This window comes from Exiguobacterium artemiae, assembly GCF_033342815.1.
Classification (GTDB): Bacteria; Bacillota; Bacilli; order Exiguobacteriales; family Exiguobacteriaceae; genus Exiguobacterium_A; species Exiguobacterium_A artemiae_A.
Window position 1 is genome coordinate 40152 of record NZ_JAWPEN010000017.1, and the last position, 21544, is coordinate 61695.

General features: G+C 46.4%; 25 protein-coding genes. 19 read left to right on the forward strand and 6 right to left on the reverse strand.

Annotated features, from left to right (window positions below):
• The first annotated feature begins 445 nt into the window (after positions 1-445).
• The 14 genes from R7V76_RS14020 (at position 446) to R7V76_RS14085 (ending at position 13380) form a co-directional block, all read left to right on the forward strand.
• The gene (locus tag R7V76_RS14020) at positions 446-934 is read left to right on the forward strand and encodes a helix-turn-helix domain-containing protein (RefSeq protein WP_318093312.1); all 489 of its coding nucleotides are present in this window, start codon (positions 446-448) and stop codon (positions 932-934) included.
• A 350-nt stretch (positions 935-1284) separates the two neighbouring features.
• The gene (locus R7V76_RS14025; protein ID WP_318093314.1) at positions 1285-1473 is read left to right on the forward strand and encodes a hypothetical protein; all 189 of its coding nucleotides are present in this window, start codon (positions 1285-1287) and stop codon (positions 1471-1473) included.
• Positions 1474-1487: 14 nt separating this feature from the next.
• On the forward strand, positions 1488-1712 hold the full coding sequence (locus R7V76_RS14030) for a hypothetical protein (RefSeq protein WP_050678812.1): 225 nt from the start codon (positions 1488-1490) through the stop codon (positions 1710-1712).
• A gap of 96 nt (positions 1713-1808) precedes the next feature.
• A complete protein-coding gene (locus R7V76_RS14035; protein WP_318093320.1) occupies positions 1809-2900 on the forward strand; it encodes a hypothetical protein in 1092 nt (363 codons plus the stop codon).
• Positions 2901-2922: 22 nt separating this feature from the next.
• The gene (locus R7V76_RS14040) at positions 2923-5292 is read left to right on the forward strand and encodes a VirD4-like conjugal transfer protein, CD1115 family (protein WP_318093322.1); all 2370 of its coding nucleotides are present in this window, start codon (positions 2923-2925) and stop codon (positions 5290-5292) included.
• A 12-nt stretch (positions 5293-5304) separates the two neighbouring features.
• Entirely contained in the window at positions 5305-5559 is a 255-nt protein-coding gene (locus tag R7V76_RS14045) for a hypothetical protein (protein ID WP_318093324.1), read from the forward strand.
• A 16-nt stretch (positions 5560-5575) separates the two neighbouring features.
• A complete protein-coding gene (locus R7V76_RS14050; RefSeq protein WP_318093326.1) occupies positions 5576-5992 on the forward strand; it encodes a hypothetical protein in 417 nt (138 codons plus the stop codon).
• 26 nt (positions 5993-6018) lie between these two features.
• Positions 6019-7956 (forward strand): pLS20_p028 family conjugation system transmembrane protein, encoded by a 1938-nt coding sequence (locus R7V76_RS14055; protein WP_318093327.1) that lies wholly within the window; start codon positions 6019-6021, stop codon positions 7954-7956.
• A 4-nt stretch (positions 7957-7960) separates the two neighbouring features.
• A complete protein-coding gene (locus R7V76_RS14060; protein WP_318093328.1) occupies positions 7961-8272 on the forward strand; it encodes a DUF5592 family protein in 312 nt (103 codons plus the stop codon).
• Between the two features lie 4 nt (positions 8273-8276).
• Positions 8277-8912 (forward strand): hypothetical protein, encoded by a 636-nt coding sequence (locus R7V76_RS14065; RefSeq protein WP_318093330.1) that lies wholly within the window; start codon positions 8277-8279, stop codon positions 8910-8912.
• 7 nt (positions 8913-8919) lie between these two features.
• Positions 8920-10863: a VirB4 family type IV secretion system protein gene (locus tag R7V76_RS14070; RefSeq protein ID WP_318093332.1), complete on the forward strand. Its 1944-nt coding sequence runs from the start codon at positions 8920-8922 to the stop codon at positions 10861-10863.
• A complete protein-coding gene (locus R7V76_RS14075; protein ID WP_318093335.1) occupies positions 10863-11969 on the forward strand; it encodes a lysozyme family protein in 1107 nt (368 codons plus the stop codon). The genes R7V76_RS14070 and R7V76_RS14075 overlap by 1 nt, the downstream gene beginning before the upstream one ends.
• Positions 11970-11982: 13 nt before the next feature.
• A complete protein-coding gene (locus R7V76_RS14080) occupies positions 11983-12540 on the forward strand; it encodes a hypothetical protein (protein WP_318093337.1) in 558 nt (185 codons plus the stop codon).
• Entirely contained in the window at positions 12541-13380 is an 840-nt protein-coding gene (locus tag R7V76_RS14085) for a hypothetical protein (RefSeq protein WP_318093339.1), read from the forward strand. It begins immediately after the preceding gene.
• Positions 13381-13601: 221 nt separating this feature from the next.
• On the opposite strand, the gene R7V76_RS14090 is transcribed toward R7V76_RS14085, so the two are convergent.
• Entirely contained in the window at positions 13602-13748 is a 147-nt protein-coding gene (locus R7V76_RS14090; protein WP_318093341.1) for a hypothetical protein, read from the reverse strand.
• A gap of 138 nt (positions 13749-13886) precedes the next feature.
• Between R7V76_RS14090 and R7V76_RS14095 the strand changes: the two genes are divergently transcribed.
• The 5 genes from R7V76_RS14095 to R7V76_RS14115 are packed head-to-tail and all read left to right on the forward strand — an operon-like array spanning position 13887 to position 17505.
• Entirely contained in the window at positions 13887-14138 is a 252-nt protein-coding gene (locus tag R7V76_RS14095; RefSeq protein WP_318093343.1) for a hypothetical protein, read from the forward strand.
• Complete coding sequence (gene mobP2, locus R7V76_RS14100; protein ID WP_318093345.1) at positions 14131-15294, forward strand: MobP2 family relaxase; 1164 nt, start codon at positions 14131-14133, stop codon at positions 15292-15294. Before R7V76_RS14095 ends, mobP2 begins: the two co-directional genes overlap by 8 nt.
• An 11-nt stretch (positions 15295-15305) precedes the next feature.
• On the forward strand, positions 15306-15761 hold the full coding sequence (locus R7V76_RS14105; RefSeq protein WP_318093347.1) for a hypothetical protein: 456 nt from the start codon (positions 15306-15308) through the stop codon (positions 15759-15761).
• Positions 15758-16036: a hypothetical protein gene (locus R7V76_RS14110; RefSeq protein ID WP_318093349.1), complete on the forward strand. Its 279-nt coding sequence runs from the start codon at positions 15758-15760 to the stop codon at positions 16034-16036. The genes R7V76_RS14105 and R7V76_RS14110 overlap by 4 nt, the downstream gene beginning before the upstream one ends.
• A 5-nt stretch (positions 16037-16041) precedes the next feature.
• Positions 16042-17505: an ArdC-like ssDNA-binding domain-containing protein gene (locus tag R7V76_RS14115; protein WP_318093351.1), complete on the forward strand. Its 1464-nt coding sequence runs from the start codon at positions 16042-16044 to the stop codon at positions 17503-17505.
• 169 nt (positions 17506-17674) lie between these two features.
• Here R7V76_RS14115 and R7V76_RS14120 read toward each other — a convergent pair whose 3' ends face one another.
• The 5 genes from R7V76_RS14120 to R7V76_RS14140 all read right to left on the reverse strand — a co-directional run bounded on the left by R7V76_RS14120 (position 17675) and on the right by R7V76_RS14140 (position 21332).
• Positions 17675-18343, reverse strand: coding sequence for a hypothetical protein (locus tag R7V76_RS14120; protein ID WP_318093353.1), 669 nt, complete (start codon positions 18341-18343; stop codon positions 17675-17677).
• Positions 18344-18658: 315 nt separating this feature from the next.
• Complete coding sequence (locus R7V76_RS14125; RefSeq protein WP_318093355.1) at positions 18659-19840, reverse strand: HNH endonuclease; 1182 nt, start codon at positions 19838-19840, stop codon at positions 18659-18661.
• 87 nt (positions 19841-19927) lie between these two features.
• Positions 19928-20152, reverse strand: a complete 225-nt coding sequence (locus tag R7V76_RS14130) for a DUF3006 domain-containing protein (protein ID WP_318093357.1) — start codon at positions 20150-20152, stop codon at positions 19928-19930.
• Positions 20149-20994 (reverse strand): ComEC/Rec2 family competence protein, encoded by an 846-nt coding sequence (locus R7V76_RS14135; protein ID WP_440137052.1) that lies wholly within the window; start codon positions 20992-20994, stop codon positions 20149-20151. Before R7V76_RS14135 ends, R7V76_RS14130 begins: the two co-directional genes overlap by 4 nt.
• Positions 20995-21134: 140 nt before the next feature.
• Positions 21135-21332, reverse strand: a complete 198-nt coding sequence (locus R7V76_RS14140; RefSeq protein ID WP_318093358.1) for a hypothetical protein — start codon at positions 21330-21332, stop codon at positions 21135-21137.
• Positions 21333-21544 lie beyond the last annotated feature (212 nt).

The following is a 21544-nucleotide window of genomic DNA, read 5'->3' on the forward strand; positions in this document are numbered from 1 at the left end:
TTATTTGAATTATAAAGAAATTAATAACTTAATTTTACATAATATTCAAATTAACTAAATAGTTCTTAAGTACTCAGATATCTGTTTATTTACTTAAGCATGTATATTTTTACTCATAAAGAGAAGGAAATTCAAAAAAAGATTTACGTGAATAAAAGTAAAGTAGTAAATATTTCTATCTTTATAATTTATTTACCTCATTTGTCTTTTTAAATTCGATATGGATTTTTGGATTTGTTTTTTTACAATTCTGCTACACATTCAGCAATTTTTAAATTTATTAGTTCTTGCTCCCCTGTCATTAGTTGTTTCGACATCAATCGACAATTGTAAAGTATTTGACATATTAAAATAAGAATTGAATTAACAGAACAATCTGCTATATTCTAACTATCAACAGGAAAACATTGTCACACAGTAGTTCTCGAAGGAAAGGAGCATATGTATGTACCGATTCGGAGAGTGGTTACGACGTGAACGTTTAGAACATGGTTGGAGTCAGGTAGAGTTAGCAGAAAAGACATATGGCGAGATTTCGCAGGCATCGATCAGCGCCTATGAGCGGAATCGTTCACTTCCTTCTATACTAGATGTCCAGATTCTGGCGACAGCCTGTGATCAGACGTTGGGATCCATTCCTTGGGATGAATTCGACTTCCGGACGGAGAAGAAACGGAACTGGTCGAACCTCAAGCAAGAACGCTTTGATCTAGCGGAACTACCGTTAGCAGATTCCGTCCGCACATTTGACGGCAAGACGTATCAGCTCCATGGCAGGATTGCCATCGAGCGCGATAGTCAGGAGACACAAGAAATCTCGCAACTCTATTACCGAATTCGGACCGTTGTCGGTGAGAATCAAGTTATCGCGAAACGAAAGCATCCGACTGATGAACTGATTCACGTCTCACGTAAAAGACTAGTTCATCAGTAAGCCATCTATGTATAGGCATTTGCTTATGAAATAACATTAATCAATGACAAGAGGAATTGATGACCGTAGCAGCATATCGCTAAGGACAGTCACTCCAATCACATATCGGCGTGTCCCTCATGTGTGACCGGATGAGCGGGATATACGCAGAAATGGTTTGGCGAGAGTCGCCTAAAACTCGCCCACAGGTCACGTATTCGTTGAGGGTCATCGAAAAACCCTAAACAGACGTCCAATATCGGATGTCAGAGTTCGTGGGGGAACGTGCTCGAAACCCACCGCCTTGCTTGACTCCGACTGTCCTTAAGGATGTGCTACTGCGCATCGACCTCAAGGAAGGAGTGTACGCTATGCCGACACGTGAACAGAAGCAGAATAAGACTTTTGCCGAGAAGTTGCTCCGGATCCAAGGGAAAGACTATGAGGAGTGGCTCGACGTCCAACATCAACTCGTCATCCAAGAGAACCAGGAACTGATTTTAGAAGCGCTCGACTCGAAACTAAACTTCACATCGCCTGTAGTTACGTCGCGGGATTGAGAGGAGGAAGACAGATGGGTTTGAATGAGACAGGGCTTAGTTTACTCCAATTCTTCCAGGGACTGGCCGTCATCGCGGCAGCGATTGCTTTCGCGGTCGGTGGATTCTATTTTATCTTTGGTGGGGATCGCGGACGTTCCAAAGCAGTGGGTTGGCTCGTCGGCGGTGCCGTCGGCCTGATCATCGTCATGGGTGCCTTCACGCTGGCTGAGATGGTCAACGACAACATCAAATTCTAATCGTATCGTATAGTGATCGCACAGAACGTCATTCCGAACTGGATGGCTTTTTTTATTGACTTCGTTATCATGTCTCGCTTCAAAGGAGGAGAATACATGCTCTTTGTCCGTTTCACGGATGTACCAAAAAACGAATTTCCGAATTATGAGCGTCTCCCGTATGAGGAGGCGCTTTTATTATCGACTCAAGTCCATCAAGAAGCCCAACAAGCGAACGAACGGTTTGCGAGCGAGTTCCGAATCTTTGATGATGCCGACCAGCTCGTCTACAAAGGCACGTTCCAGTTTGGTGATCCGGCCTATCCGAATCTTTATTTGCAGCTGAAAGAAAGAATCCCACGCATCCGGATCCGAAAAGAGGATGCGACGAAAAAGATTTTATTACTCGAGAATCTGGAACGTTTGACGCCGGAATCCTATAAGACGATGACGACGTCAGCGATTCAGCAACATCCGGACGCAACACACGTCTCCCGTTTACGTCGCGGACAACGGCGCCTCGTCTATGGCGTCAGTGGTGTCAGTCTGTTGCTCCTCGGTACGCTATCTGTTGTCCAACTTGTACAGCCGGATCCACCAAGTGGTGTCCAAGTGGCAACATCAGATTGGCAACCGCTTTATGAAGCAGCGTTGACCGGAGAGACGGAGCCGCTCATGCAGCGTCTGGAAAAACAAAAGTCATGGAGTAACGAACAACAACAGTTCCTGATTACCCAGTACGTCGAAAGACAAGACTACGATCAGGCAGTTGCTGTGACGAACGATCCGATCGATGTCGAGACGATCATCATGCAGTCGAAGCCATTCGCAACAGACCGTCAAGAGACACTGCAAGCCTTCCAAGCGGTCCATCCGACGGATGAAGGCGCCTTCGATCTCGCGATCCTGCAGAAAGACTATAAACATGCCGTCTCCATCCCGGACGTTGAGATGACGACCGCGCGCAAGGAGGCGAAAACGCGTGCCTACATCGCTTTGAACGATGTGACGAAGGCACAAGAAAGCGTCAAGCTAGTCCAAGACGAACAACTGAAACAGCAAGTGGTAACACTTGTCCAACTGGATGAAGAGATTCAAGCACTCGAAGATGAAAAACGACAGTTATCCGAGAAGACGGACAAAAAAGAGCTCGAGAAGCTCAATGCGTCGCTCGAAGCGAAGCAAAGACAAGCTTCCTCTCTTCTTTAATGAAAGTGTGGTGAATGAAATAATGATAAACTTCTCACTTCGTTCCCTCGCTACCTCCGCTTGGCTGTGGCGATGCCTTGCCTTTTTGATCGCTTTACCAATTGTATTGTTCTTAGTACTCAATGTTGCGTTTCAGTTCCTGCAGCAGACGATCCAAAATCTCTTCCAAGACGGGAAGTTGACGACCGGTTCCCCGCTTCAATACGAATCTAGTTGGTGGACGACGCTTGCCTGGTCGACCTCCCTCGCTTTCGCTTTGTTCGGTGTCTGCTTCCTCCTAGGAGGGTTTCTCTTATTGAAGTATTGGCTCAATTTCCGTGATCTCAAGGAAGCACAGAAAGGAAGTGCCCGATTTACAACGTTCCAAGAGCTGAAGCAACAGTATCGGGACGTTCCAGACCGCAAAGAAACGTACACCGGATCCGGCGGCGTCCCGGTCGGTCGTTATCGCGATCGCCTGTATATCGATGACAGTGCCGTCAACAATCTCGTCATCGGGACGACCCGGTCCGGGAAAGGCGAGACGTTCGTCTTCTCGACAATCGATCTCTACAGTCGTGCCGAACATCAAGCGAGCCTGATCATCAATGATCCGAAGGGAGAACTATTCGCCGCCTCCAAAGAAACGCTCGAAGCGCGCGGATATCAGGTCGAGGTGCTAAACCTCATGAACCCGTCCCAATCGATGTCCTATAACCTGTTGCAGCTGACGATCGACGCTTATCTGGACGAGAACTACTCCCTCGCCCAACAATATGCCCGGTCGGTCGCCTACATGCTCTACCATGATCCAAAAGCAAAGGATCCGTTCTGGAGCAACTCCTCGACAGACCTCTGTACCGCCTTGATTCTTGGACTTTGTGAACAGGCGAAACACGAACCGGAAAAAATCACGATGTATAACGTCGCCCTGATGCTGTCCGATCTCGGATCTCGGACAGTTACGGATGACATGGGACAAGAACAATCGGCACTTGACGCCTTCTTCGCCGCATTCCCGGAAAATCATCCGGCGCGCATGCAGTACGCAACGCTCCACTTCTCAGGTGGTCAGACGCGTGCCAGCATACTCGCGAACACGAACGCCAAGCTCGGCATCTTCACCCTCGATGCGACGGCACGATTGACAGCACAGAACTCACTCGACATGAAGCTGATCGGCTTCAACCGCTGGATTCGTGGCCGTGCCCTCCCCTTGTCACGACTGACCTTCTGCTTTCCGAGCGGGAAACAGCTTGCCTTGACGACGGACGACGATGGGAGTTTCGTGCTGCATCACGAAGAAACACTCGATGTCGGATCTATCATCACAGTGGAAAGTGAAGGACAAAAGTACACCGTGACGCTCTCGGGTTGGAAGGACGAGGCAGATGGGATCTTCGACTGGACGACTGATGCTCCGATCGACATCCGTGAGATCCGCCAACACCCGCGTCCGGTTGCCGTCTTCCTGATCGTTCCGGATTACGATCCGACGCTAAACGTTATTGCCTCGCTGTACGTCAAACAAGTTTATACCTCTCTCGCTCGCGTCGCCTCTCAAGCGACGAGTGGACGGTGTGAACGACAGGTCATTTTTCTCCTCGATGAGTTCGGGAATATGCCGGCAATTGAGGGGATGGCTAACATCATCACCGTCTGTCTCGGTCGGAACATCCGCTTCAATCTAGTCATCCAGTCCTATGCCCAACTCGAGAACCTCTACGGGGAGGATTGGAAAACAATCGACGGGAACTGTGGGAATACGCATTACCTACTGACAGCAGACGAATCGACGGCGGAATTGATCTCGAAGAAGCTCGGAGAACAGACAATCGTCACGAAGTCGCGTTCCGGACAGACCTTCTCACTCTCGAAGTCGAAGACCGAGAGTGTCGATGGCCGGCGCTTGCTGACGGCAACAGAAGTGATGGGATTGAAAGAAGGCGAGATGCTGATCATCCGTGTCATCAAACGACAAGATAAACAACAGAAACGCATTCAGTCCTACCCGCTCTTCTTGACCGGACGGACGGCGATGAAATACCGCTATGAATACTTAGCGGATGATTTTAATACAGAACGTTCCATTAACGATCTCGTAATTCCATGCGCACATGCGTATCTCGACCTGAATACGCTCCGCATCCCGTTCCAATTCGGTCCCTCAGTTGCGTCGAAGAACATTGAGACGGATGAGGAGACATCTGATGCAACAGAATGGCGTGTCTGTGATGTCCTGCAGCCGAAAATTCTCCGCTCGATCTTTGAGACGACGGAATACGACACCCTATCCATCACGGCGTTCGAGCAAGGCATCATGGATAAGACGATTCCTGTGACCGACAACCAGCGTCATTTTTTGAAGACGATTATCAGCAAACGACTCGAGAAACTTCGTCATGGCGTCTAAGGAGGGCATCATATGAAAGAACTGACACGCACCGAACGCGTCCAGCGCGAACTCCGGGTCATCGCGACCATCATCAAGGAGAACAAGACGCGTCTCCGTCGCGGCGAAGTCTTGAACATCCAGACACAGGACGGCTTCCTCGTCGTATTTGAGGAAGAAGACCCAGACTCAGGCGACCGAAAAACTGTTACGCTTATAGACACATTCGATTTCCGGGTCCATGTCAGCAATGATGACCTGACAGGTCCGGAACAGATGTCATCATAGGAAAAGGGGTGGAGGCATGCAAGCGAAACGAGTACTCTCCGGACTATTGATTTCCTCTGCGTTACTTTTAGTCGGTTGTAGTGAACAGAGTGAAGCGCAGTCTTTCAAACAAGTCTCTGTAAAAGAAATAGATCAGTTGAAAGACAGTAATAAAAATGAGTTCATACTTGTTGATAGCGACAGCAAAGCAGAATTTGAGTCTTATGTAGATAAAGTGAAAGAAGTCGCCGAAAAGGAGGAAGTACAAGTAAAATTGTTTAATCCTTTTCAACCTAACGGGAAAGACTTAGAAGATCGTGCAACAGATGAACATGGAGAATTAAAGGGTGGTCGTCTGTACAAACTACAGGATGGTAAAGTAGTGAGTTCTCTCGATCTCACTACTTTAAGTGGCAAAACGCTCGAAGATGAAGTAACCTCTTTCATTGATTGAAAGTAGATAGAGAAGGGAGGACCATCATGGCTAATGGAGACGTATCATCCAAACTTGAAGAATTTCAAGACCTATTGAGCATCAGTGATTTGGTAAGCGATGCAATTCGTTCTGTCGGTTGGCTTTTCGTTAGAGGTCTCTCCTTCATCATCGATGGTCTTGAACAAATTACGAACGATATTCTTCTCTTAAAAACATTCTTTAATAATCCTCAAGTGGTTGAATTCGTTCAGACGATTCAACCATTTTTATATGTTATTTTAGCTGGTAGCTTTTTATTTACCGGTTACTTGATGATTTTTCAGAAAAAATTTGATAGAGAAGGCTTTTTAATCAATCTGTTCATCACGCTGTTAGTTTTAGGGTTACTATCTCCTACGATGATAAAAACAAGTGAATTTACGGACACTGCCATTACAAGCTTCAATCAAGATGGCATGTATGAAAATCAGGATCATACTTTATCGCAATCAGTACTTCAAAAAAATGTACATGATTTAGTCGAGTACGATAAAACCGCTTTCGAAGATACGAAAATTAAAACCCCGAACTCCGTTCCAGCAAGTCAAATCAAGAATATAGACATCAATGATGTATTTGATAGCAATGAGTACCGATTGAGTAAAGAAGGTGAAGACATTTCACAAAATAAGCTAGCTTGGAATGGGAAAGAAATGACTGACATTGAATTAGATCAAAGTGGCGTTGAATGGAACAACCAATATTACTACCGGTATCACCCGAACTGGCTGACAATCCTCGTCACGCTCGGGGTGATGGGCTTCACCCTCTTCTCGATTGCCTACAAGCTGGCTCGACTCTCGTTCGAGTTGGCTTTTAATTATGTCTTGGCGATTTTAGTGGCACCCGCTGATCTACACAGCGGACAAAAGACGAAGAAGGTCATTCAAAGCATCTTGAACACCTTTCTCGTCATCATTCTGATCTTCGTTTCGATCAAACTCTATACGATTGGAACGGCATATTTGGCTGATACACTGGACGGACTCGTCTATTTGATTGCGTTGATTGCCTTCTCTGCCGCTTTGATTGATGGACCAAACATGGTCGAACGTCTCTTTGGAATTGATGCCGGTCTGAAGCGCGGTTGGGGTGTCGCACTCGGTGCGTATGCTGTCGGAAAAGGAACAGCGAAAGTGGGCGCTCGTGTCGCCGGTCAGACGATGAAGATGGCATCACGCCCTGCCACGCCTTCTGTCTCGGAAGCAGCAAGTACGAAATTGCCACCGAATCCACCACCGAATGGCGGTACACCCGCGAGTCGTCCAGATCGTTCGCCTGAAAGTGTTACGACTCCATCACAAGCACAAGAACGGACATCTCGCCCAGTGGGGCAAGAAAACCAGCGAGTCGAGTCGACTGACGAGGCAATGTACGATACGGAGCTTAAGAGCGGGACCGCAGCATCACCAGAATCCGTTCCACATCGTCCAGGCTCTGTCGCACAAACAAAACCTGTGCCATCCACTTCGCAATCGACAATACCTGCTACGCAACCGAAGATGTCCAATATGTCGTCGAATGAACAACAGGTTACTTTACCTAATGAGTTCGAAGCGCCTGAAACGCCTACGACATCTCATCAGGTCACACAGTCTCCACAGACTTCCGAAGTAAATCGCAATCCTGTTACTTCTTCAGCGAATTCGACACCATTCGACAAAACGACTACTAGTGCGTCCGCTCATTCTGTGGAAACAACAGAGAATGTGTTACCGAGCGTCATATCATCTAACTCTTCCAGTGGATCACCATCCATCAGTGAATCATCGCAGGAGACATCATCCGGAACGCAACGTCAGCGAAAATCAATCTATCAGACACTCGAGACCACGACACAAAAAGAACTCAAGCATGTCGAACAAGCCCAGACGCGCGTGACCCAGGAATCGTCTCGGATGTACTCGACCGATGTTCCACGTCTAGACCCGAAAAAGGAGTGAGAATATGCAACAGCGCCAATACCGGATTCCGAACGAAGTCACGACCGAACTGAAAATCAATAAGATGCTCTACCTCTATGATTTACTGTTTCTCGTCGCCTTAATCATCGTCCGGTTGATTGCCCTTACGTTCATCCCGGACGTCTTGCATCTCCCGTTCACGTGCTTCCTCGTTGGCTTCGGACTCTTTCTCGTCATCCGACCGACAACGAATCCGGAAAAGCGGATGGTCCACGTGCTCTATTACGCACTCATTAAGAAGAAAGACACCTATATCGCGTTGGCCGACCGGAATGAATCTTCGAAAGGAGCGTGATCAGATGAGTTTATCGGAAGATACACGATTGAAAACAAGTCCCATGACCGATATCACCTGGCTCGACGAGGTTGAGTTGACGACACCGACAGCACGCAAGGAAAAACGTGTCCGCATCCCGCCGTCAGTTGCCTCCCTTTTACCAATCGTTGATGCGACAGCGCTCGATGTTTTCGAGATGCAGGACGGGACGTTTTGCGACATCATTCAACTGACCTCAAAGGATATTTACGGACTATCTGAGACGGAGAAGGACCATGATATCTTCTCCCTCGCCTATCTCTTACAGGCGTATGTCCATCCATTGAAGGTGATTCCGCTCAATACACCGCTTAATCTAGAAAAACAGAAACAACGGATCGAACGACAGCTGCGACAGAATCAGATTGCCGCCTATCATCCGTTTCTTCAAAAGAAGAAACAAGAACTGATCTACCTTGAGGAGCATCGCACGAATCGCGATTATCTCCTCTTTTTTTATGCTCCGGACGAGGCAATGCTCCGGGAACGGAAGCATCAATTGACGAAACTCCTTCGACGTAGCAACCCGATGGTCGAACTGACGATCGAGCAGAAAATCCATGTATTGTTCCAACTGCACAACCCGAATACGAAACCAACCCAGGACGGAAAGGAGTGATGACGTCATGTGGAGTACACGTTTTCTACGAAAGCAAGATCCTGAGACAATTAAACAACAGGACGGCTACAATCCGACATTCGTCCAAGCGATCCAGCCGCAAGGCGGACTCCGCTTCGAACCGAACTATGTCCGGACCGGTGACGGTTATCTCGCCTGCCTCCATGTCTATAAGTATCAGTCGACCGTCTATGATTTCTGGCTCGAGCCAATCCTTAACCTGCCCGGTGTCCTGACGACGCTCGACATCGGGACAGCGGACAAGCGAGAGATGATCCGGACGATCAATAAGTCGATGGCCGAGCAGAATACGCGCTTCGAGAATGCGAAAGATAATGTCGACCGGATTGATGCGCGCGAGACGTATAAGGAACTGAACGAACTCTACGAACAGATCACGCAAGGCGAGACAATGAAGTACTTGCATCTCCGACTCTACGTCAAAGCGAAGACGCTTGAGGCACTTGAACGACAAGTTCAGGACGTGATGGAGGAACTCGAAGCACGGAATTTCCGCGTTGCCGTCTTCCTGAACGAACAGGAATGGGAATGGCAGAGCCTGTTCCTGAGCTACGAGCAACAACAAAAATTACCGAACCGTCGTCGCGGGAAAGAGATTCCATCACTGTCGATCGCAGGTGGTTATCCGTTCCACTTCACATCGCTACAGGATCCGACCGGTACCTATTACGGGACGACCGACACGAACGGGAGCGTCATCTTTGATCTATTCCATAAGGATAAACAACGGAAGTTCTATAATGCCTTGATGATCGGCAAGATGGGATCGGGCAAGTCGACATTACTCAAGAAAACGGTCCTCGATCAAGCCATCAAAGGCAATCATGTCCGCATCTTGGACGTGACGGGGGAATTCTCTGACCTCGTGCGGCAACTTGGTGGGAAAGAGATCGCACTCGACGGTTCCGCCGGACGGATCAATCCGCTCCATGTCTATAAGACGGTCACGCATGCGGACGGTTCTGCGGACGAAGCACTCTCGTTCATGCAACACCTGTCGAAGATCGCTGTCTTCTATCACTACATCAATCCGGCCGCCTCACAGGAAGAAGCGAACGAGTTCGAGATTTTGCTTCGTCAGCTCTATCTCGAGAAGGGACTCTGGAATGAGGACGGCGACGCGCCAATCACGACACATCCAACGAATGCCTATCCCGTCTTCTCAGACTTCTTGGCGCTCGTCCGATCTGAATTATATGCGGACGCCGCGCGGACGACGATCCGCGAGACGATCAGTACGAATCGTGTCCGTCGACTCGAGAACATCGAACTCGCCATTACGAATCTCGTTTACAACTACGCCAATATCTTCGATGGGCATTCTTCGATTGAGCGGTTCGATGAGGAAGCGATCGTCTCATTCCCCTTACGCAACCTGACGAACCTGAAGGACGAAATCTTCCAGGCACAGGTCTTCAACCTGATGAACATGCTCTGGGATGGGATGATCCTCAACGGTGCCGGACAACTGCGCAGCTACAACCAAGGTGAGCTACTGATTGAAGATGCTTTCAAGTATCTGATCGTCATCGATGAGGCCCACCACCTGATCAACACGCGTGACATCGCACAACCGGCTATTCTATACCTGCAACAGTTCATGCGCGAAGCGCGGAAATACTTCGGTGGTATCTTCTTCGCCTCGCACTTAATCACGGACTTTGTTCCGACCGGTTCGAAGTCCGAGAACGCGGAGAACGTCAAGACACTGTTCCAGCTGACGCAGTATAAGTTCATTGGCGAGCAGGATGCCGAGAGTATCCCGACAGTCCAGACCGTCTTCGATGGTCAGTTGACGGAGAGTGAGACGCGGTTGATTCCATCACTCGAAACTGGTCGCATTGTCCTCAGCGTCTCCGGTGTGAAGACGTTGATTTTCGATGTCGATGTCTCACCCGAGGAGCTGACCTTGTTCGGAGGTGGTGCCTGATGTGGAGTACGGTCCGGCAATCGGCACGTGTCGCCGTCCGGATGAAGTGGCGACTCCTGACCTTAAAGTATCGTCTGATTGCCATTGGTATCGCGCTACTATTGTTGCTTCTGATCATCATCGTCGCAGGTATTCTCGATACGTTGACTGGAATAGAAAACGATCAGGCGACCGAGACACCGATTGCTTACTCGGACGCGAGTTTGCAAGTCAGTGATGATGTTCTGCAATACCGGGAAGCGATTGCGCGTGAATTAAAGAAGGAACAACTAGAGGGGCAGACGAACGTCGTCCTTGCGTTGATGATGCAGGAGAGCGGCGGACGTGGGAACGATCCGATGCAAGCGAGTGAATCCAAATGCGGACGGATTGGTTGTATCACTTCTCCCGATGAGAGCATTCGTTATGGGGTGAAACACTTCGCGTCGGTCTTCCGACAAGCGAACCAAGACGTCAAGTTGACGCTCCAGAGTTACAACTTCGGTGGTGGATTCATCGATTACGTCCAAGAAAAAGGTGGACGCTATACGAAACAACTCGCGATCTCCTTTTCACAGATGATGTACCAACGCGTAAAGAAGAGTGGCATCTATCAGTGCCATCGTCCGAGCGCGCTCGAGCATCAAGCCTGTTATGGTGACATCGAATATGTTGATGCCGTCCTCCGTTATTTGACGCCGACGGTATTGGCAGAAGACAAGACGGGACCGATCAAAGGGAAACTCCATGCCCCCCTCGACATCCCGCTTCAGATGACGTCCGAGTTCGGATCACGAATCGTTTTCGGAAAGACGGATGCGCACACGGGCATCGACTTCAGTTGCAACGATACCGATACCGTCCACGCCGTCCGCTCCGGTACCGTCACGTATAGCGGCTTACGTGGACCGTATGGGCAGTTGATTCAAATCAAACAAGGGGAATGGATTACCGCCTATGCGCATCTTTCCGCACGCCAGGTTAAGACGGGTCAGAAGATCGAAGCCGGGCAAGCAATCGGGATGTGCGGTTCGACTGGACGTTCGACCGGGAGCCATCTGCACATCGAATTCAAGACGAGTGATTGGTCCGGACACATTGATCCGGCACCACTCTTTTCTCTATAAGGAGGGATGCAACATGGCATTGACGAGTCGTCATCTTTTAGGACTCGTGCTGTTCTGTCTGTTACTGTCTGTCAGTGCCAACGTCTATCAATACCGTTCGTCGGCATCAGAGAGACCGCCCATGACAACAGAGAAAAACAGAAAGGATTCGCAACCAGAGACGACCACGATGGACTCTCCTGTTTCCACTGACGGACAGGAGAAAGAGTACGATCCGACCATCTCTAAGAGCGCGGAACGCTTCATCACGTTCGCTTTCACATGGGAAGATGGGACCTATCCTACGCGCAAACGACAAGCCGCCCAATATATGTCGGAGTCCATCAAACAGATGTTATTCGCGAGTAGCGGAAGTAATAGCAAGTTTACTGCCTCCGTCGCTGACATCGAAGTCTTTCCGAACCGTGACGATCCAGAGCATTGCCTCGTCCGCTTCAAACGGACGTTGACGATCGATTCAAACGGCTATGAAGAGACATCCGATGAGCTGGTCGAACTGACGTTTACACATCAAGACGGTCGCTTCATCGTCGATCAGATGAAGAGTCTCAAGTCGTCAGGAGGTGTTTAAATGCAGACAGGAAAACGAAAGACGTTGACCCGTGACTGGTCGCAGTTGTATCTCGGGACGGGCCTATTCTTCTTGACCGGCTTTCTGTTTTTCGGTTTCTCTTCCCTCTTCTTTGCCGAGGAGCAACCGATCAATGCGACGCCGATCGGTGAAGAAAAACGGTTGACGAATGGACAGACCGTTACGCTTCTCGACTGGTCTTATGATGCGCAACGGAAACAGATGCGTGTCCGCCTGCAGTTCGACCAACCCCAAGACTACGCGACGAAACTTGTCGCTCTCATCGCTTACAAGGAACGACCGACGGATGAGCAGCGCGTCCGAGTCGTCTATCACAAGGACGAGCACTACGTCTTCGAAATTGAAGATGTACCGCGCGACTTTGATCAGCTAGCACTCCGTTTGTATGTGATTGAACCACAACAGTCGCTCGAGAAACTAGATGCTGTAAAGCGAGAAGATATGCTGGTCGAATCACTCTATATGGATCAGCGTCGTGTCTCAATCAAGTCACTTCCTCTTCAAAAAGCGGACGATTATGCACAACTTTTTCTCACTGACGAACACGCACAAAGTCAAAAACAGATTGAAAAAATCAAACGTGAACAGATAGAACAAGCTTTTCTCATCCAACAGATCGAACAGGACATCGAGTCGAAACAAGCTACGTTACCCGACCTGACACTCGATGAACAAGTCGAGCGCGAGGATGAAATCTTCAATCTGAAACAGGACAAAGAAGAGGCACTTCTACGACAAACCGAACTGAAAAAACAACTCAGCCAAGAAGAAAAACGACAAGATCAGATGCGCATTAAGGCACGTGAACTGAAATGGTAAGGTGGCACACACCGTGCCAGAATGTCGTTTTTAGTGGCACAGGGTGTGACCTTTTCGTGATTTTGATGATATCAGGGAAACACTAGGCTCCGCCTAGGCTAGCACGCTGAGTGATAGCAGTTTCCCCTTATGCTCTTTTTCACGGTTTTGAACCATCCTTGGTTTTTCCGTTCTAAAAAATGCGATGTACATTTAGTAATTCTATCGGCCTTCATCAACGCTTAACTCGATTTAGTTCCGTCACTTTTTTCGAACCTTTTCATCTCATGATGCTGTATCTTCGACCAGATATGTTTCAGAAGTTCAACGATCAAGGAGACGCTCACGGCTTCTCCAAGTGCATAACTTTGTTCGATCATTGACTGCATGTTGATCCCTCCATTGCTTGTCTGAGTGGTATCACCTTTCTCACTTCTAATGACAGGAGGAACGAATGAATTGTTCGGAAATTTTTTCATTTCTTTAGAACGAAGCGACTTACTTTCCTAATGGAAGGAGGAAGACAGATGGATCTCTTGATTCGCGACATCGATCCCATCCTCGTCAAGCAACTTGATGAACAAGCGGAGAAGCAGAGGTGTTCCCGTCAAGAATTGTTGAAAGGATTGCTGACTACCTGGTGCGCGGATGGCGTCCAGTCGAAACAAATTGAGCGACTCGAACGACAGCTCGAAGCGAACACCTTACACCTGAAGCGGAGCGCAGCAGAACTTGAACAACTGACTAAACTCTTCCGTGAGGTGATGCACGATGAGTAACATTCCAGGCGTCATTATTAAGTCGAAGTTCAAGTTGCCTCAAGCAACCCGACGTGCGCGTCGCTATACGACGTACCTCAGTTACATCGATCGACCGGAGACGAAAGCACGGTCGCAACAATTTGAGAACTATCACGATTATATGGAGGATGAACTGAAATCGAGCGGTCTGTTCACGGCGACACAAGACCGATTGAGTGCGACTGAACGAGAACAATTACGTGAGATCTTCCGACGAGCACAGGAAAACGGTAGCATCCTCTGGCAAGATGTCATCTCATTCGATGAAGCGTGGTTACAGGAAGTCGGTGTCAAAGAAAATCGTTACATCGATGAGCAACGTTTGATGCAAGCAACTCGCAATGCCATCACTTTAATGATCGAAAAAGAACAGATGCTGCACGCGATATGGACTGCTGCCATTCATTACAACACGGACAACATCCATGTTCATGTCGCAACAGTCGAGACGATACATCCACGCGAACGCGGCAAACGAAAACCGAAAACGATCGATACGATGAAGGCACAAGTCGTCCATGCGCTTGCCGATCGAACACGTGAACAAGAGAAACTGAACACTTTTATCCGTGATGAAGTCCTCGCACACAAACGAAATCATTCGACGACGTCCGCTTCAAACCGAATCTTGCATCCGGAACTCGTTCGCCAATATAAAACGATTCAAAAACAATTGCCGGATGACAAGCGACAGTGGTACTACAACATGAACGGCATGAAAGAATTACGTCCTTCACTCAATCGACTGACCGACACGTATCTTGCGACCTACTTCGAGAAGGAGCACAGCGAGTTTAAACAACAACTCGATACCGAGGTCGCTTTCTATGAGCGGAGTTACGGATCGGCATCCCAAGCAACGGCTTATCGGAAGACGAAAGAACAGGATCTCTACACTCGGATGGGAAACGCCATCCTGTCCGAGATGCGTGAGTCTTCCAAATCACCTCAGAAGGTTGCAAAAACATCTTCTGTCCCATCACCCAAACAACGAATCCAATCGGCGTTTCAACGTGAACGGATCATGCAAGAGACACTCTATCAAATCGGACGACACATGAACGATGAATGGGACCACATCAAGAATCAGCGTGCTTTTGAACAACTCGAGCAGGAAGTCCAACACGAAAGGTAAGGTGAAACGGAATGGAAGAGACGAAGCAAGTCCGGATCCGGATGAGTGCCGTGACCGCTGATTTTTTAGAGGAGTATCGTGAGAGGGAACGGCTGTCCGGGATTGGTCCGGCAATCGATCACATCATCCGCGACTATCAAGACATGATCAAGAAGCAATGGGATTTGAACTATATCAGCCGTTCCGTCTCAAAACAGATCGAACAAGAGTTGACCACGTTCTGGGAAGAACAAATCACAAAGAGTCTCTCTCCGTTACGAAAGAGCGTCCAACAGACAGACCTTCAAACACAGGTATTGATTGAACTGGTGCAAGCCTTAATGCAGACGGAAAGCATCGAGGATATCATCCCGACGACCGAATACCGTCCTTCGTTCCTTGAGACAGCGGAGACGGCCGTCAAATCACGGATCGACCAACGAAAGCAGCATAAGCATTCGGATGAGGAAAGGATGATCCACAAATGAGACGACTAGAAGCTTTCACACTCGCAACGTTTCTCGAACTGCAACCGACCCACGTCACAGTCTTGATTCATCAAGCACGATACGACATCCCTGTCTCATATGACGAATATTCGTTCCTTGAGATCCTGCAAGAAGAACCTTTGTTGTTGCTACCGGTATCACGTGATCGTCGTCATCTACTACTGGATCGACTCGCTGCCGATTCGATTGTTCTGCAGGAACTAGAAGATTTCGAAGGTGCTGCTAATTCGTCGTTCTCGTCTGAAGGAGCGTGAGACACATGGCATATAAGAAGAAAACACGTGAGGATTATCAGAAGGAAGTACAAGCGTTGACCGACAAGATGGAGACGCAACTCGCTTCTCACTTCGTCAGTCAGGAGAGCATCAAGGAACATCTCGACTTCATGAGCCGGTTCCATCGCTACTCGACTCGGAACATGCTATTGATCGAGGAACAGTTCCAAGGCGCACGTGCTGTCGGTTCCTATGCGTACTGGGAGAAGCAAGGCGTCCAGGTCCAAAAAGGAGAGAAAGGGATCAAGATTTTCGTCCCCTCCCCTGTCACCTTCATCAAACGAGAGACGGATTGGGTGGCATGGAAGGATGCGACGAAGACAGAACAAAAGCGCGCAAAGGAAGGTTCTCTTCCGACACGGAAAGCGATGTACTATAAAATTGGTCACGTCTTCGAGTACACGCAGACCGATGCCCGTGAGAAGGGACTCGAAGTCTCCGAGCTGTTTGCTTCGTATCATCGGAACGGTTCAATTCGTGAAGCAGAATCATTTCGCCGTGCGTTGAACGGGATTGCTGAGACACAAGACGTGACGTTACTTGATAAGCCATTGAATGAGCTTGGTACTGCGAAGGGGTGCTTCTATCCAGAGCTAAATGCGATTGCCCTGAATCCACGGAACTCGGACATCGAGAATGTCACCGTCATGATCCATGAACTCGCGCATGCGAATCTGCATAACACAGAACGAAACGAAGAGCGTGGAATCGAGTTGAATCCGCACGAGAAGGAATTCCAAGCGGAGATGGTCGCCTACACGGTTGCAGCTCATTTTGATTTTCCGACAGATGAGTTTTCGTTATCGTACCTCGCCAGTTGGACACAAGGGAAAGACTTACGCGATAAAGAAGACTTGTTGTACGAAGTCCATCAGACATCTGGTCACTTCATCCGCGAAATCCATACTTCGCTCGAGCACGAACAAGTACTTGAACGGGAAGCATCGCCTCTCAAGATGATCGAACATATCGAGAATGTGGCACAAATTACAGATCAAAGGATGCCAGTAGCCGAACGACTCGAGCGGATCATGCAGCAAACACCGGAGGATGTCGGAGCTTACTTGACGAGCATCGCCAAGCAGGACACGCAGCAAGATCTTTCAGCATTCAAGGAGCCAATGATGCTCGTCCATGGCGCGACAGACTTCTTCGAACCGTTCGCAAAAGCCAACGACCGCGACTTCGACGAACATGAGACGATTGCCTACACGTTGGTCATTCCTGGAGAAGAACCCATCAGTCAACACTTCCGAGGGCTTGAGGAAGCCAGTAGCCCGTTACATCATATCCTTAAGACAGAGATCGTCAACAAAGAAACAGAAAAAGTACTTGAGAAAGCGTGGTATGACGAGATGATTTCGACCGAAGACCGCGACTTAGAGAAGGTCCGGCAGATAGTCACACGTCACTTTAAAGTACCGGAACAGGATTTCCGTAGTCGTTAATAAAATACATTCTCAACTGGTTGTACTAATCTAGAAAATTGAGACAATATAAAACATCTTTGAAGCAGTACATTTTTAAAACGTACTGCTATCAAAGATGTTTTTGTTCGCTCAAAATACCTGTTAAAGCAAAGTAAAACGCAACTAATCTCAGCATCTACAAGCTATCTTATTTTATTTTTCCATAGTTCAATATTAATTCGGCGGCTTTTAATCGCTGATCAGTAGTGCTATCTGGCGCATTTAGTACCAATTCTGCAACCTTTAAAGCATTATCTTGTACATTATTTAGTTCAAAGTTATTTTGAATTAAATCTGCTCCGTTTAGAAGATTATTCAAAACATCTACATGTTTTTTAATATTCGCTGCCGTACCTGGAAACTGTAAAGATTCTCTTATTTCTGTTGGAAGTTCGTTTCTAGAGAGTGGTTTACCGTCAAATAACCACTCTACTTCTCTTTGATGCGGAAATCCTGATCCCAGTTTATCCTTATCAAAGACATTTTCATACACATAATCACTAGTGATATTTGCGAAGTATATATCATTACCATGAGGTACCACAACAATATCGCCAACTTTCATATCACGAACGAGAATGTTAACGTTACTCAAACCATTTATCAATTTTGAGCTTTTTCCGTTTTTCTGGTTCTTCAAATCTTCTTCTGTCAAAATTCGTCTTAAGTCATTATAATTACATCCTTTAAGCGATTGTCCGACAGGATACCCAATACAAATGCGATTCTTTTTAAGAAAATAATCCATCTGATCTGTTCCGTGTGGCTTAGGGCGCATTATCCACGCATTAGATATGTTATTTTTAGTTTTTTTCATCGTCTTCCACTCCTTAATTTCTTTTTTATTAATACTGATTAGATTCATCTTATATTAACCGAATATATTTGTAAATATAAAAGAATATATTGATTAATATTACAACACTATATTCTCAAAGAGCAGTTCAGTTAACTACTATAATTACTATTTCATATGAGAAGATACTTTGATTATTTCTATCTTCAAATCTATAAGATACTTATTTAATATCAATAAAAAAAAACCTAGCAGAAAATTTCTACTAGGTTTTACGAAATTAATGTTTAAAATTACAACTATTTTTTAAAATATATTTTATATTCTCAACAATAATTACTTTCGAAATAAATTGTCTCTGTGCCATTTCATATAAGCCTTCTGACTCTCATTCATTTCTAAATGCATATTTTCATTTATATTCATAAATATTTTTGATTCTTCATCTAAATTAGATGAAATCAAGATCTTTCTATCGTTTTTAAAGCTGATAAATCCCTTATCAAACAAAATATCGTGATTTGGACAAAACAATAGTCCATTGTTACTGTCTAATCGCTCTTTATTATTTGACTTACTCCATGGCTTAATATGACTTGCTATCAGTAAACGTTCGTCTGATACATTGCATAATCTGCATTTCTTTTCGACAGATAAAAGTTTTTTTTTGAAAATTGAGTGTCCTATTCGAGCTTTGATAACCTGCTCTTTTTCGGTATCCTGTATTATATCCGATTCAAGATCATCCAGGATACTTGGATCAATTCTAGTTTCTTCTTTAATGAAATTTGAGTCCCACAATTCGTGAAGATCGTCTGCATGCTCTGAAGGTAGTAAATAATTAGTTTGTTGGGCAAATTTTAAGATACTTAAATCATTTAGAGTAGGATGATTTAAGATTTCGGACCTACTAATTAAATTTTCTTCTAATCTAGTCTGAAGCACCTCTAGTTCTATTACAAATTTCTCGGTTGACCCACTATTGGTATACCAGTATCCTTTACTGTTTTCGCTACCAGTTTTTTCTTTAGGTAATCCCACTACCTTTGTTTTTGCTAAAATTCCACCAGTACCACGTTTTCCAGCATTGGACCTCCATATAAAAACAACATCTTGCAATTTTACTTTGTCTTTATAATTGTCTTGTCTTAATGACCACCAAATGAGTTTATTATCTTTAACATAATTATCAATATCAAAGACTTTAGGATTCCCCTGAAATATCCAAGTATTTGCTCCGTCATTTTCTTGTTCATTTTTTCTTTCCACTATATCAAATCCTAAATTCCGCAAAAAATCATTTGTTTCTTTTCCACCATAAAAAAAATTTGCAGGATACTCCTCTCCATTTGCAAAGATGTTGGCTATCGAAATAATATACTTGGGTGAATAGTATCCTCCTTTGTATAAAAGATCGTATCCTGTGGACTTTCTTCTTTTAGGTGTTCCTTCAACATTAATTTTTTGAATAGCACTAATAACATGCTCTTTATTAATATTGTTAGGTATGTTTTTCATTAAGCCCCCCCCTTTTGACTATAATTTATACACTACATCTCTAGTTTAAATATTTTGGCTGATTACTATCTTTACTATCTATCGACTTTAGTCTTCCCATAGTTCTTCCATCAACTCATCGATTTCGTTGGAGAGTCGTTGCCGCTCTTGGTCATCCTTCTCGATATGACCGTACTCATCGATCCAGATGACATCCCCGGATTCAACCGTCATGGGAAAGCGAGAAATAAGGATGTCTCGCATTCCATCTTCGAACTCGACAACGACCCACTTTCCTTCAACTCGATCGATGATTCCTTTTTGCTTACTCATTTCGACTTCTTGATCGTGTAGGACGATCCGTCCCCTTCAAAGACGATTGTCCCATTCTTATCCGTCCGCAACATCGTCGCCTTCGCACGTTTCAGGTTTGTCACGACTTCGTTCGTCGGATGTCCGTATGCGTTCTTGCCGACACTGATCACGGCATACTTCGGTTTAACATACTTGAGGAACGTCGCACTCGTTGATGTCTTCGCCCCATGATGACCGACCTTGAGGACGTCCGCACGCAACGTCTGTTTCTTTGCGATCATGTCTTGTTCCGACTTCAATTCCGCATCCCCTGTGAAAAGGAAGGTGTTTTTCTTATAGGCGACGTGTAGAACAGCGCTCCAGTTGTTCAAGTCACTGTTCGTATAGTCTTTGATCGGTCCGACGAACTGCGCCTTCACTCCCTTGACAGGAAGCGAGACTCCAGCCTTCGCTGTTTTGATCGTCAGCTTCTCGCGTTTGACGGCCAGCAAGAAGTCTTTATAAGCTTGCGTTGTGTGTTTGACCTTCGGAGCGTAGACGCTCTTGACCTTGAACGAATTGAGGACTTCATCGAGTCCACCGATGTGATCGGCATCCGGATGTGTCGAAATCAACATCTCGATGTCGCCGACCTTCTGTTTCTTCAGATAAGCGACGAGCTCATCGCCCTTCCCTTTGTTACCACCGTCCATGACGATGTCCTCACCACTCGGCATCTTGATGTAGATCGCATCGCCCTGTCCGACATCGATGTAGTGCACTTTGATTTTCGGTGTCGCAGCTTCTACGCCCTGCAACGGTCCTACTATTAAGCCGACACTTGCGAGTACTAGGCTGACACCCATCCATTTTCGTTTCATCTTTCATCGCTCCATTCCCTATTCGTAAGTTATCTTTAGTATACAGTGAATAATAGTAGAAAGTTGGTTATATTTCCCACTTATCATTTTTTCTAGATAGGTCGCATCTTTTAACGAGAAACATATAAAAAAACAGACCTTTAGTGGGTCTGTTCTAAATAATATTGCTGGACAAACGAAGTCAGTACATCGATATCAACGAACCACGTCACATGCTCGATACAACCGGCTACTTCTCGTACCAACCGAACCTGTGCATCAATGATGGTCACCTTTTTCGGTTGCTCCATCATTTCAATCCATCTTTTTGAATCCTCATTTTCTAAAATTGTATTCACTTCGTCATACCTCCTCTGTTTGCTTGAACACAGCATACAGTCGAGTATAAAGTAGTACGAATCAAGTTAATTTAAACAAGCGTAACGTTGTCTGTGACTGCTAAGATGAAGACAACAATCCGCGACGATTTGAATCCAACACTTCTCGAATCAAATACTTCTTCGCTACACTGTATTTAGAACAGATGTAGGGAGATGAACTAGGAGTGGAA